Origin of the sequence: Acidovorax sp. SUPP3434, assembly GCF_030159015.1 — a bacterium.
Lineage (GTDB): Bacteria > Pseudomonadota > Gammaproteobacteria > Burkholderiales > Burkholderiaceae_C > Paracidovorax.
Map to the genome: position 1 here is coordinate 162871 of NZ_BQXL01000011.1, position 12335 is coordinate 175205.

Annotated in this window: 12 protein-coding genes; all 12 read left to right on the top strand. The window is 66.6% G+C overall.

Features of this window, described 5'->3' with window-relative positions; translation table 11 throughout:
• The first annotated feature begins 111 nt into the window (after positions 1 to 111).
• Positions 112 to 474, top strand: a complete 363-nt coding sequence (locus AVKW3434_RS17360) for an integrative conjugative element protein, RAQPRD family (protein ID WP_284406831.1) — start codon at positions 112 to 114, stop codon at positions 472 to 474.
• Entirely contained in the window at positions 471 to 704 is a 234-nt protein-coding gene (locus tag AVKW3434_RS17365; RefSeq protein WP_284406832.1) for a TIGR03758 family integrating conjugative element protein, read from the top strand. Before AVKW3434_RS17360 ends, AVKW3434_RS17365 begins: the two co-directional genes overlap by 4 nt.
• Before the next feature lie 17 nt (positions 705 to 721).
• Positions 722 to 1096, top strand: coding sequence for a TIGR03745 family integrating conjugative element membrane protein (locus tag AVKW3434_RS17370; protein ID WP_284406833.1), 375 nt, complete (start codon positions 722 to 724; stop codon positions 1094 to 1096).
• Between the two features lie 10 nt (positions 1097 to 1106).
• A complete protein-coding gene (locus AVKW3434_RS17375; RefSeq protein ID WP_502869109.1) occupies positions 1107 to 1502 on the top strand; it encodes a TIGR03750 family conjugal transfer protein in 396 nt (131 codons plus the stop codon).
• Positions 1499 to 2191: a PFL_4703 family integrating conjugative element protein gene (locus tag AVKW3434_RS17380; RefSeq protein WP_284406835.1), complete on the top strand. Its 693-nt coding sequence runs from the start codon at positions 1499 to 1501 to the stop codon at positions 2189 to 2191. Before AVKW3434_RS17375 ends, AVKW3434_RS17380 begins: the two co-directional genes overlap by 4 nt.
• Positions 2188 to 3093, top strand: coding sequence for a TIGR03749 family integrating conjugative element protein (locus tag AVKW3434_RS17385; protein WP_284406836.1), 906 nt, complete (start codon positions 2188 to 2190; stop codon positions 3091 to 3093). The genes AVKW3434_RS17380 and AVKW3434_RS17385 overlap by 4 nt, the downstream gene beginning before the upstream one ends.
• Positions 3083 to 4534, top strand: coding sequence for a TIGR03752 family integrating conjugative element protein (locus AVKW3434_RS17390; protein WP_284406837.1), 1452 nt, complete (start codon positions 3083 to 3085; stop codon positions 4532 to 4534). Before AVKW3434_RS17385 ends, AVKW3434_RS17390 begins: the two co-directional genes overlap by 11 nt.
• The gene (locus AVKW3434_RS17395; RefSeq protein WP_284406838.1) at positions 4515 to 4949 is read left to right on the top strand and encodes a TIGR03751 family conjugal transfer lipoprotein; all 435 of its coding nucleotides are present in this window, start codon (positions 4515 to 4517) and stop codon (positions 4947 to 4949) included. The genes AVKW3434_RS17390 and AVKW3434_RS17395 overlap by 20 nt, the downstream gene beginning before the upstream one ends.
• Positions 4949 to 7828, top strand: coding sequence for a conjugative transfer ATPase (locus tag AVKW3434_RS17400; protein WP_284406839.1), 2880 nt, complete (start codon positions 4949 to 4951; stop codon positions 7826 to 7828). Before AVKW3434_RS17395 ends, AVKW3434_RS17400 begins: the two co-directional genes overlap by 1 nt.
• A gap of 246 nt (positions 7829 to 8074) precedes the next feature.
• Positions 8075 to 10408, top strand: coding sequence for a type VI secretion system Vgr family protein (locus tag AVKW3434_RS17405; RefSeq protein WP_284406840.1), 2334 nt, complete (start codon positions 8075 to 8077; stop codon positions 10406 to 10408).
• Between the two features lie 235 nt (positions 10409 to 10643).
• A complete protein-coding gene (locus AVKW3434_RS17410; protein WP_284406841.1) occupies positions 10644 to 10904 on the top strand; it encodes a hypothetical protein in 261 nt (86 codons plus the stop codon).
• A 95-nt stretch (positions 10905 to 10999) separates the two neighbouring features.
• The coding region (locus AVKW3434_RS17415; protein WP_284406842.1) for a hypothetical protein at positions 11000 to 12335 on the top strand (1336 nt) is incomplete at its 3' end.

The following is a 12335-nucleotide window of genomic DNA, read 5'->3' on the forward strand; positions in this document are numbered from 1 at the left end:
GTATGTCTGTCGTCGCACAAGAAAGTGGTCACAGAACATTCCCGATAGATCGCGGACTTTTCACGCGCCAGTCCGCAGCATCCAGCCATTCGCATCAGACGGGATGGCACGATGGATCGAACCCACAGATCGACGCTGGCATGGCGACCCGCTTTCGCGGCGGTCCTGTTCGCCAGCCTGCTGCCCACGGCACACCAAGCCGCCGCAACCGATGACGCGGAGATCGAGCGCGAGCGCCTCGCCGCCATCGTCCGCCAGTTGGACCTGATCGATCGCCTCGTCGGTCAATCCGCCACTGCCGCGCCCGACGTTCCTGCCCGATACCAATTCGACTACCCGCGCCTGAACGCCGATCTGCGGCGCGTGCGCGCCGGCATCCGCGATTACCTCAGCCCGCAGCGTGCCCAGCCGCGCGACCCGGCTGCCCTCTCCGGCGACTACCGCCAGGACGCCGGGCAGGAGCGCGAGCGATGACGGCCCAGCAACTGTCCGCATTCCAGGCCAATGGCGGCTTCGATGCCTCCGCATCCCTCGGCCTGCTGGTCGGGGCCGTGTTTGCCGTCCTGCTGCTGTGGGGGGCGTGGGCATTGCGCACGGCCTATGTCGGTTGGTCGGAGCAACGGATTTCCCAGCGTCAGTTCCTCGGTGTCGCGATGCGTTTCGTCGCGATGTACCTCGTGCTGACTTTCTTCCTTCTCTCTTGACGCAAAGGCAGGACACCATGCATCCGGTCCCCTCCCATCGTTCCTTCCTCCGCTGGCCCGTGCGCCTTTCGGCGCGGGCCAGTATTCCCGCGCTGCTGCTGTCGTCATTCGCGCAGGCCCAGGGGTTGCCCACGCTGGAGGACCCCACCCGCGGCGCGGGCAGCGGCATCATGGAAACGCTGCGCAACTACGCCTACGACATCGTGATGCTGGTGGCGCTGCTCGTCGTCGCCTCCATGTTCATCGGTGTCTGCTACCACGCCTACGGCACCTACGCCGAGATCCACAACGGCCGCAAGACCTGGGGCCAGTTCGGATTGAGCGTGGCGGTCGGTGCGGTGCTTTTGGTGGTCGGCATCTGGCTGCTCACCAAGGCCACCGGGATTCTGTGAGGGCATGGGCATGGCCGAGCACGATATCCGGCCCGATGGCACGGTTGCATTCCTTCCGCATCGGCTCAACCGCCATCCCGTGGTGGTCCGGGGCCTCACGGCGGACGAGCTGTGGGTCTGCGCCGGACTGTCGGGGGCGGCGGGGTTTGCGATAGGGGTGCCGCTGGCCCTCCTCGCCGCCTCGATCGCCGTCGTGCCCACCGCCATCGTGCTGGCCATCGCGGTCGGCGTGTTCGTCGGCGGCGGTGTCCTGCGTCGTCACAAGCGCGGTCGGCCCGATACCTGGCTGTACCGGCAGATGCAGTGGTGGATCGCACGCCACCAGCCGGCGCTGGCCTGGCTGTTCGGGGGAGATGGCCTGGTGATCCGCTCGGGCTGGTGGTGCACCCGGAGGACCACGACGTGAGCCGGTTCAAGAACGAAATCACGCAGTTGCGCGCACACATCCAGACCCTGCGCCTGGGTGCTGGCGCGCTGCTGCTCATCGCCCTGGTGATGGGCGCGGGCTGGTGGAGCTCGCCGCGCAACCTGACCATCCATGTGCCACCGGACCTCCGGTCGGGCAGCACCCGCAAATGGTGGGAGGTTCCCCCGGAGAGCGTGTACGCGTTCACGTTCTACATCTGGCAGCAGCTCCAGCGCTGGCCGACCAATGGCGACGAAGACTATGCGCGCAACATCCGTGCGCTGTCGCCCTACCTCACGCCGGCCTGCCAGGACTTCCTTTTGCACGACTACGAACTGCGCCGCGCGGCGGGCGAGTTGCGCCAGCGCGTGCGCGGTATCTACGAGATTCCGGGGCGCGGCTATGGCAGCGATCCCGCGCTGCGTGTCAGAACCGTGTCCGAACGGGACTGGCTCGTCACGCTGGATGTGACGGCCGACGAGTATTTCGGGGCGGAACAGGTCAAGCGCGCGCTGGTGCGCTACCCGCTCAAGGTCGCGCGCTCGGACATCGATCCCGAACGCAACCCGTTCGGGCTGGCGCTGGATTGCTACAGCACACCGCCACAACGCATCGCCACGCCCGAACCTGCGCCCGCCCCTGGCCAGCCCTCGGGGGTGCTCGGTGGCGCCTTGGGAGAGACACCATGAGACACAACCGTTGGTCCATCGGCCTGCTGCTGACCGCGGCCTACCTGGCCACCCCGGCGCAGGCGCTGGAAATCCTGCGCTGGGAGCGGCTTCCCCTGGCGGTGCCGCTGCATGTCGATCAGGAGCGTGTCGTCTTCATCGACCGCAATGTCCGCGTAGGCGTGCCGGCATCGCTGGAAGGACGGTTGCGGGTGCAAAGCGCGGGCGGCGCGATCTATCTGCGTGCCAGCGAACCGATCGAACCCACCCGGCTGCAATTGCAGGACGCCGATACCGGCGCGCTCATCCTGCTGGATGTCGCCGCCGAAACGGCCGGGGTTGGCCAGCCGGCCTTGGAGCCGGTCCGCATCGTCGAGGCCGATGCCGCCGCCGTGCGCTACGGCGATGCAAAACCTGCGGCAACCGTCGAGGATGCCACCGAAGGGCCGGGATCATCGCCCCGCACGCCGGAGACGCCGATCCCCGTCGTTCTGACCCGGTACGCCGCGCAGAATCTCTATGCCCCCTTGCGCACCGTCGAGCCCTTGAGCGGCATCACGCGCGTGAACCTCCCGCGCCACCTGGCGCTGGAGACCCTCTTGCCGACCGTCCCGGTGCGGGCACGGGCCCTGGCGGCCTGGCGGCTCGATGACCTGTGGGTCACGGCCGTGCAACTGAGCAATGGCTACCCGCGCACGTTCAGCCTGGACCCACGGGACTTGGTGGGCGACTTCGTGACGGCCACCTTTCAGCACGGGACATTGGGGCCCGCCGGCCAGCCGGACGACACCTCGGTCGTCTATCTGGTAACGAAGGGGCATGGCCTCGCGCAATCGCTGCTGCCCGCCATCGGCCGGATCGATGCCGCCGTCAACCTTCCGAAACCGGCCCAGCGCCCGCAGGGAGCCTCCCATGAAAAGTAATGGCCTGCTCAAGTGGTTGATGGTCCCGCTGGCGCTGGTGCTGGTGTTCGCGGGCATCCAGCTGTTCTCCGGCGGCAGCGCGTCGTCGCCCCGCCCGCCCGGCACCCGGCTGACCGCCGAGGAGGCCAAGACCCTGGGCATTGATGCCGACACGCCGCGCGACACCGTGGCGACCCTGGTCGGCCAGGTCAAGCAGTTGCGGACCGAACTGCAGGGTGCCCTGGCGGACAACAAGACCCAGCAGGCCGAGAACGAGCGGCTGCGCGAGCGCGAAGGCGCGATCGACCGGCGCATCCAGAGCGCGCTGGACGCCGAGCGCAACCAGTTGCGCACCGACCGCGATCAGGTCGCGGGCGAGCGCCAGCAGGCGCAAGGCCTGCTGCAGGAGGTGCAGCGCCAGATCGAGGGGCTGGCCGGAAAAAGCGGCGATGCCGACCTTCCAGTGGGTCTCGGACTGGAGCCGGATGCCAAGGGCGCGCCCGGCGCGCAAGGCCTGCGCTGGATCGAACCCGACGATGCGCGCCGCGACAAAAAGAGCGGCGTGTCCGATCAAAATTTCAGTTTCCCCACCCGGTTCGGGATGGACAAGGCCAACGGGGCGTCCGCCGATCACACCACGGACGTTAGCGGACAGGCGCCAGAAGTCTCCGCCGCCAAGCCGGTCTATACCGTGCCGACCAACGCCACCCTGATGGGCTCCATCGCGATGACCGCGCTGATCGGGCGTGTGCCGGTGGATGGCACCGTCAACGACCCCTATCCGTTCAAGGTGCTGATCGGGCCGGACAACCTGACGGCCAACGGCATCGACATTCCCGACGTCGCAGGGGCCGTGGTGAGCGGCACAGCCTCCGGCGATTGGACCCTTTCATGCGTGCGCGGCCAGATCCGCTCGGTCACTTTCGTCTTCGCCGATGGCACCATCCGCACCGTGCCGCAGGATCGCGGGCGCGGGTCCGGCAATGGGCAGCGGAACGGTGCGGGTGAAGGCAATGGCAATGCCGACAGCCATGGGACGCGGGAAGGCCTCGGCTGGATCAGCGATCCCTACGGCATCCCCTGCGTCAGCGGCGAACGGCGCAGCAATGCACAGCAGTATCTGGGGACGCAATCGCTCATCACCGCAGCAGGGGCCGGTGTCGCCTCCCTCATCCAATCCGACAATGGCAGTGTCGCGGTCGTCGCCAACAACAACGGCTCGCTGGGCACGGTCGGCATCTCCGGCAACGAGGCGATGGGCCGCATCCTCGCCGGCGGCGTGCAGGACATGTCGCAGTGGGTGAACAAGCTCTATGGCCAGGCCTTCGCCGCCGTCTATGTCCGGCCCGGCGCGAAGGTGGCGGTGCACCTCGAACAACCCCTCACCATCGACTACGACCCGAAGGGCCGCAAGGTCGATCATCGCCTCGGAGGAGCCTTGCATGCGCAGGACCTGGATTAACGGCATGGCGGCGCTGCTCGCCGCCCTCGCGCTGGCGGGCTGCTCGACCAGCAAGGAAAAACTCCTTCCCCACGACGACCAGACCATGCTCGACGTCTGGAACGCGGAAACCGGCGGCAGCGCGGGCGCAGGCCGACAGGCCGGGCCGTTGCTCGACGCCCGGCAGTCGCTGCGCCGCCCGCTCACCGAGGCGGACGTGAAGGCAGCGCCCGCGGGCCAGGCGAGTTACACCCGCACGGCGCGCAACGAGATCAATCGGCAGTTCCACCGCCTGCCCAATCCCGACCTGGCGATGTACGTGTTCCCCCATCTGGCGGGCACCGATCCCGTGCCGATTCCGGGCTACACCACCGTGTTCCCGCTGTACCAGCGGGTGCAGTACGCGATGCCCGGAGAACGGACCGAGGACTACTGATGCGCTGGCCCTTCCAGCGCCACCGCAACGCCACACCCGACGCTGGCGCGGACGCGCCGCCGCCCGATGCCTGGGAGCGCCACGTCGCTGCGTTGGCGGCGCAGGGCATCGCCGAGCCGGGCAAGCCGCGCGGCGGGGCAACGCGCCCTGCGACGGTCGCCGACGAGCAGGCGCTCTACGACGTGACCCCATCGTTTGCCGACATGCTGCCCTGGGCCGAGTACCTGCCCGACTCCCGATGCATGCTGCTGGAGGATGGCACCTCGGTGGCCGCGTTCTTCGAGCTGCAGCCGATCGGCACGGAAGGCCGCGAGGCCGACTGGCTGATGCAGGCGCGCGATGCCGTGGAAAACGCGCTTCAGGACAGTTTCGATGAACTCGACGAATCGCCGTGGGTGGTGCAGTTCTACGTGCAGGACGAGGCGGACTGGAACCACTACCTGCAGACCTTGGAGAACTACGTGCAGCCGCGTGCGCAGGGAACCGCGTTCAGCGCGTTCTACCTGCGGTTCCTGGCCCATCATCTGCGGGCGGTGGCCAAGCCGGGGGGCTTGTTCGAGGACCACACGGTCACGCGCCTGCCCTGGCGCGGGCAGACCCGCCGCGTGCGTCTCGTCGCCTATCGGCGTGTCCACCAGACCGCGGCCCGCAGGGGCCAGTCACCGGAGCAGGCGCTGAACGTGATCTGCGAGCGATTGGTCGGTGGCCTGTCCAATGCCGGCGTGCAATCGCGCCGCCTGGCCGCTGCGGACATCCATGCATGGCTGCTGCGCTGGTTCAACCCTTGCCCGCCCCTGCTGGGGCCGAGCGCCGAGGACCGCGAGCGCTTTTACCGCTTGGCGGCCTATCCCGAATCCACCGATCCCGGTGAGATCGAGATGGCGAGCGGCACGGATTTCGCGCAACGCCTCTTCTTCGGCCAGCCGCGATCGGATGCCGACAACGGTCTTTGGTATTTCGACGCAATGCCGCACCGGACCATCGTGCTGGACCGGCTTCGCCTGCCGCCTGCCACGGGCCACGTCACCGGGGAGACCCGCAAGGGCGGCGATGCCATCAACGCGCTGATGGACCAGATGCCTGAGGACACCGTGATGTGCCTGACGCTGGTCGTGACGCCGCAGGACATTCTGGAATCCCATCTCAACCAGATCGCCCGCAAGGCGGTCGGCGAGACGCTGGCGTCGGAGCAGACGCTCAAGGACGTGCGGCAGGCGCGCGGCCTGATCGGCAGCTCGCACAAGCTCTACCGCGCCTCCATGGCGTTTTACCTGCGAGGACGCGATGTGGCCGAACTCGACGCGCGCGGCGTGCACCTGGGCAACGTGTTGCTCAACGCGGGCCTGCAGCCGGTGCGCGAAGAGGACGAGGTGGCCCCGCTCAATAGCTATCTGCGCTGGCTGCCGTGCGTCTATGACCCCGCCAAGGATCAGCGACAGTGGTACACGCAACTGATGTTCGCCCAGCATGCGGCGAACCTGGCACCCGTGTGGGGCCGCAGCCAGGGGACGGGCCACCCCGGCATCACCTTCTTCAATCGTGGCGGCGGGACCGTGACGTTCGATCCGTTGAATCGCCTGGATCGGCAGATGAACGCCCACCTGTTCCTGTTCGGGCCGACCGGCTCGGGCAAGAGCGCCACGCTGAACAACATCCTCAACCAGGTCACCGCGATCTACCGGCCACGGCTGTTCATCGTGGAAGCGGGCAACAGCTTCGGCCTGTTCGGCGACTTTTCCAAGCGGCTCGGGTTGACGGTGCATCGCGTCAAGCTGTCTCCGGGCTCGGGCGTGAGCCTGGCTCCGTTTGCCGATGCCTGGCGCCTGGTCGATACGCCCAGCCAAGTGCAGACCCTGGACGCCGATGCACTGGACGAGGACAGGGAAGAGCCAGACCACGCCGCCGATCACGACGAACAACGTGACGTCCTGGGCGAACTGGAGATCACTGCCCGCCTGATGATCACGGGGGGCGAAGACAAGGAGGAGGCCCGCATGACGCGCGCCGACCGCAGCCTGATCCGCCAATGCATTCTGGATGCGGCGCAGCGCTGTACCAGTGAGCGGCGCACCGTACTGACGCGAGACGTGCGCGATGCGCTGCGAGAGCGCAGCCGTGACAGCACCTTGCCGGAAAGCCGACGCTCGCGATTGCTGGAAATGGCCGATGCCATGGACATGTTCTGCCAGGGGGTCGATGGCGAAATGTTCGACCGGCCAGGCACGCCGTGGCCCGAGGCCGACATCACCATCGTGGACCTCGCCACCTTCGCCCGCGAAGGCTACAACGCTCAGCTGTCGATCGCCTACATCTCGCTCATCAACACGGTGAACAACATTGCAGAGCGCGACCAGTTCCTGGGTCGGCCGATCATCAACGTGACCGACGAGGGACACGTCATCACCAAGAACCCGCTGCTGGCACCCTATGTGGTGAAGATCACCAAGATGTGGCGCAAGCTCGGCGCCTGGTACTGGCTGGCGACGCAAAACCTGGACGATTTGCCCAAGGCGGCGGAACCAATGCTCAACATGATCGAGTGGTGGATCTGCCTGTCCATGCCGCCCGACGAGGTGGAGAAGATCGCACGGTTTCGGGAGTTGAACGCCTCCCAGAAGGCCCTGATGCTGTCGGCGCGCAAGGAGGCGGGCAAGTTCACCGAGGGCGTGATCCTGTCCAAATCGATGGAACTGCTGTTCCGTGCCGTGCCACCCAGCCTGTACCTTGCCTTGGCGATGACCGAGCCGGAGGAAAAAGCCGAACGCTTTCAACTGATGCAGGAGTTCGGTATCAGCGAGCTGGAGGCCGCTTTCAAGGTGGCTGAGAAGATCGACCGCGCGCGCGGAATCGAACCTTTGGCGTTCGATGCGCTGGACTGAAACTGGCGGATGGCAGAGCCCATGCAGAGCGCCCCGATAAGGCGCACCGCCGCACTCAACGTCCCGCCCGATCAACCACCGACCTCGGGTCAATTGTGGCAATACGTATCAAACTGGCGGAATAGTTACGCTTAGACGCATTTAGACAGGTCTGGTGCAAGGGAGAAATGGCTCGATATTCCATCTGACGGGATATGATCGCCGCCGTTTCAACGCCACCAGGCCCCATTGCGGGTCCGCATACCAATGACCCGCCGCGTCACGATCCAAACGCCCCTGGGAGAGCAACTGCAGTTCCGGCAGTTGCAGGGCAAGGAAGCCATCAGCCAGTTGTTCTGCCTCGACCTGGATTTGCTGAGCGACAGCAAAAGCATCGACCCGAAGGCGTTGCTGGGCAAGAACGCCACGGTCGTGGTCGAGACGCAGGGCGGCAGTCGGCGCTACCTGGACGGCATCGTCACCCGCTTTGGCATGCAGGGCGAGGACCACCGCTCCTACTCCTACCGGCTGCGCCTGCAGCCCTGGCTGTGGCTCGCCACCCGCAAGACCGATTTCAAAATATTCCAGAACAAGACCGTCCCGGAGATCGTCGAAGAGGTCCTCGGAAAATACGGCTACCCCCTGCAAAAGAAGCTCACCCGCAGCTACCGCAGTTGGGACTATTGCGTGCAGTATGGCGAGAGTGATTGCGACTTCGTGTCCCGGCTGCTGGAGCATGAAGGGGCGTACTACTACTTCGAGCATGCGGCCGGCCAGCACACCCTGATCCTGGCCGACGACATCGTCGCCTCGCACAGCCCGCTGCCCGGGGCCGCCGTCATCCCCTTCTACCCCCCAGAAAAAGCCGCCGTTGCCGACAAAGAGAACATCCACGCCTGGGAACTGCACCAGGCGATCCACTCCGGGCGGCACTACAACGACGACTACGACTTCCAGAAACCCCGCGCCGACCTGTCCAACATGCGCCAGACCCCGCCGGGGCACGCGCACGACGCCCACGAAGTCTACGAATGGCCGGGCGGCTACACCCAGTTCGGCGACGGCGAAGCCTATGCCCGCGTGCGCCTGCAATCGAGCCTCACCGGCCAAAGCACCGTCCGGGGCCAGTCGCGTCACCGGGCGCTCGCCCCCGGCTACACCTTCACGCTGGAGAACTACCCGCGGGAAGACCAGAACCAGCAGTACCTGCTGACCGGCATCGAATACCACTTCAAGGAAAACCCCCAGGTCAGCGCCGCTGCGCCGGGCCCCAAGGGCACGCCGCAGGAAGAAGGCTCGTTCCAGAAGTTCACTTTGCAAGCCCAGCCCACCAGCCTGCCGTACACGCCCGAGCGCACCACGCGCAAGCCGCGCACCACTGGCCCGCAGACGGCGGTGGTGGTCGGCCCACCCGGCGAGGAGATATGGCCCGACCAGTACGGCCGCGTGAAAGTGCAATTCCACTGGGACCGCATCGGGGCGATGAACGAGAACTCCAGTTGCTGGGTGCGGGTGTCGAGCAGTTGGGCAGGCTCGGGCTTCGGAGCCGTCTTCATTCCGCGGATCAACCAAGAAGTCGTGGTGGACTTTTTGAATGGCGACCCGGACTACCCGATCATCACCGGCTGCGTTTACAACGCCGACAACATGCCGCCATGGGCGCTGCCTGGCAACGCCACGCAATCGGGCATCAAGACCAAATCCAGCAAGGGCGGTGCCTTCGGTGACGGATTGAAGAACGGTGCGGGCGATGCCAACGCCATCCGCTTTGAGGACAAGGCCGGGGCCGAGCAACTGTGGCTGCATGCGCAGAAGGACCAGCTCGTCGAGGTCGAGAACGATGAAGACCACTGGGTGGGTCAGGACCGCCGCAAGACCATCGACCGGGACGAGACCAACGTCATCCACCGCGACCGGACGGAAACAGTGGACCGGAATGAGGACATCACGGTCCACAACAACCGCACCGAGCGGGTGGACCATGACGAGCGGATCAGCATCGGGGACAACCGCCGCGAGGACGTCGGTATCGACGAAACGGTGAGCATCGGCAAGAACCGGACAAAAACCATCGGCCGCAATGAGAAGGACAAGATCGGCAACAACTGGTCGATCAAGGTCGGCAAGTTCAAGACCGAAACCATCGGCATCGCCTCCATGCAGAACGTGGGCATCGGCCGCATGGAAAACGTGGGCGTGGTCTATAACCTCAATGTCGGGGCGATCATGGCCACCATCGTGGGCAAGAACCAAAGCACCACGGTGGGCAGCGACCAAGACATCAAGGTGGGCACCAATCAGACCACGGTGGTCGGCACCAAGTACAGCCTCAACGTAGGGGGTGGCGGCGGAGATGCCAGTGGGGGCGGTGGCGCGGGCCTGACCAAGAACGTGACCGCACCGTCCTCCTCGGGCGGTGGAGAAGGTGGCGGTGGTGGCGGCTCCAGCATCACCATGGATGCGGAGACGATTACGCTGAAAGTCGGTGCCAGTTCGATCACCCTCCAGGCCGACGGCACCATCACCGCCAACGGCAACAGCATCCGCCTCATCGGCTCCAGCGATGTGACCACCCTTTCCGGGGGCATCCATGAAAACTGATCCCCGCATGCTCCGAAATGCCTCATCCTTGGTCGCCTCGCCCACCGATTCCGCATGGTCCTTCCTGCCAGCGCAAGTCCTGCGACAGGAGGCAGATGGCGCCGTGACCCTGCAGTACCGAGGGCAGGAACATCGTGCGGCACTGGCATCCCAGATGCCAGGGGTGATCGAAGGCCAATACGTACTCGCGGCCCTGCCTGCGGACCTTCCATCGGCGGTGCCAGGAGACGCGCCCTTGCCAGCGCTGATCGTCGCGGCCTGGCCCTGCCCTGGCGCGCCCGCCGCTGCGCCCTGGCAATTCGACCGGGCAACCGGGGCGCTGTCGCTGGAAGTGACCCAGCTCGAATTGAGCGCGGTCAGCAGCGTGCTGCTGCGCTGCGCCGATGCGCGCATGCAGTTCTCGCAGGATGGATCGGTCGAAATCCGGGGCCACCAGATCACATCGGCGGCGGTCGAAACCCATCGCGTCGAAGGCGGCTCAATCGAGTTGAACTGACCTTTCTGCGCCGCGCCGTGGCCGCCACTGCGTTCGCGGTGCGAGGCAGACCGTCATCGCGTGGCAGGACCGCTACCGCCCTTCCTTTCCGGCCCATGATTTCTCGCATTCGACCTTCCACACCGCCGCCATTGCCCGGCATGCTGACCCAGCAGATGGGGATCGCCGTCCGAGCCTACGGCCGGCGCTCGGGCATGTTGCGCGGTGGGCATACGTTGCGCGCCTTGAAGGCCGTCGATCAGCGCCTGGACGCGCTCATCGCCGTCGGCCGCTACTACGGCACCGCCTGCCTGGACGCGGCGGCGATTCTCGACGGCAAGGCCCAGCCCGAGGAAATCGCAGGTGCCGCGTTCGTGCGCGTTGCGCTGGCAGAGCAGCACCAAACCGATGTGGCGACGCGCCTGGACCTCATCGCCCGTCTGCATGCAGCGCAACCCGTCTGCGTTCGGGATGCCCTGTGGTTCTATGCCGCACCGGATACCTGCGGCCACCTTCTGGCGTCGGACGACGCCCAGCTGCTGGCCTGCGGCGTGGAACTGGCGGGACGGCTCGCATTGCCGGAGCACAACGCCGCAGTCCATGCGGCAGCGGTGCGCGGAGCGGACCCGGATGCGTGCCTGCTGGCCTGCGCGCGCATGGGGCAGGTGCCACCCCGGGCAGAAGAACAATGGAAGGCCGTGCTGCAGGGTCAGGACCTCGCCCGGCAGATCACCACGCTGCAGGCCCTGGGCGTGATGGGCGGGCACCGGCTGCAGCCGGAACTGCGGCACTACATCGACCGGATCACCGCCGCAGACGGCCCCACCGAGCAATCGCACCCCGTGGGCTGGGCCGCCGCGGCCGACGCCGCGCTGGCGCTATGGGCCGCGCGCGAACCCGAAGCGGCCTTGGGTGCCGTCCTGCAAGGGCTCCGGGTGCCCAACGACACGGCGCTGCGGGTCGTGGCCCTTGCGGGGCGCATCGAAGGGCTGCTGCCGGTGCTCGATTTCATCGAACGGCAGGAGCGGCCCGTGGAGCCGGGCGAGCGCGACGTGCTTCGGCTGGTGTTCGGCCACGTACCGGGCGAGCTGGTGAACTCCCAGGGCACCTCCGACGAGCGCCAACGCGCCTTGCGCGCCCTCGCCTGCAAAGTGTTCGCGGCCAACGGCTGCACGGGGCTGGAGCCGGACCAAATCACCCACTGGACAGATCCTGCACTCAAGGATCGCCTGTGGGCGCTCGATGCCATCCGCATCCGCTCGGGCCAGCCGATCACGCAGACCCATCGGCTGACGCAAGCCTTCGACGTCGGGCATGCGCTGCGCAGCTGGCTCTACGTGGAGCATGCGGCGGTGACCCACCGCCCGTTTCCGCTGTCCCACGAAGACCTTGCCGCACGGCAGATGGCCGCTGTGGAAACCGTGCAGCTCATGGACAGCCTGCAAGCCGATC

Bases quoted from the DNA above. Each gene is read 5' to 3' on its own strand.
- AVKW3434_RS17365 (WP_284406832.1), top strand. From the start codon at position 471: ATGACGGCCCAGCAACTGTCCGCATTCCAGGCCAATGGCGGCTTCGAT.
- AVKW3434_RS17360 (WP_284406831.1), top strand. From the start codon at position 112: ATGGATCGAACCCACAGATCGACGCTGGCATGGCGACCCGCTTTCGCG.
- AVKW3434_RS17375 (WP_502869109.1), top strand. From the start codon at position 1,107: ATGGCCGAGCACGATATCCGGCCCGATGGCACGGTTGCATTCCTTCCG.
- AVKW3434_RS17395 (WP_284406838.1), top strand. From the start codon at position 4,515: ATGCGCAGGACCTGGATTAACGGCATGGCGGCGCTGCTCGCCGCCCTC.
- AVKW3434_RS17385 (WP_284406836.1), top strand. From the start codon at position 2,188: ATGAGACACAACCGTTGGTCCATCGGCCTGCTGCTGACCGCGGCCTAC.
- AVKW3434_RS17400 (WP_284406839.1), top strand. From the start codon at position 4,949: ATGCGCTGGCCCTTCCAGCGCCACCGCAACGCCACACCCGACGCTGGC.
- AVKW3434_RS17370 (WP_284406833.1), top strand. From the start codon at position 722: ATGCATCCGGTCCCCTCCCATCGTTCCTTCCTCCGCTGGCCCGTGCGC.
- AVKW3434_RS17405 (WP_284406840.1), top strand. From the start codon at position 8,075: ATGACCCGCCGCGTCACGATCCAAACGCCCCTGGGAGAGCAACTGCAG.
- AVKW3434_RS17390 (WP_284406837.1), top strand. From the start codon at position 3,083: ATGAAAAGTAATGGCCTGCTCAAGTGGTTGATGGTCCCGCTGGCGCTG.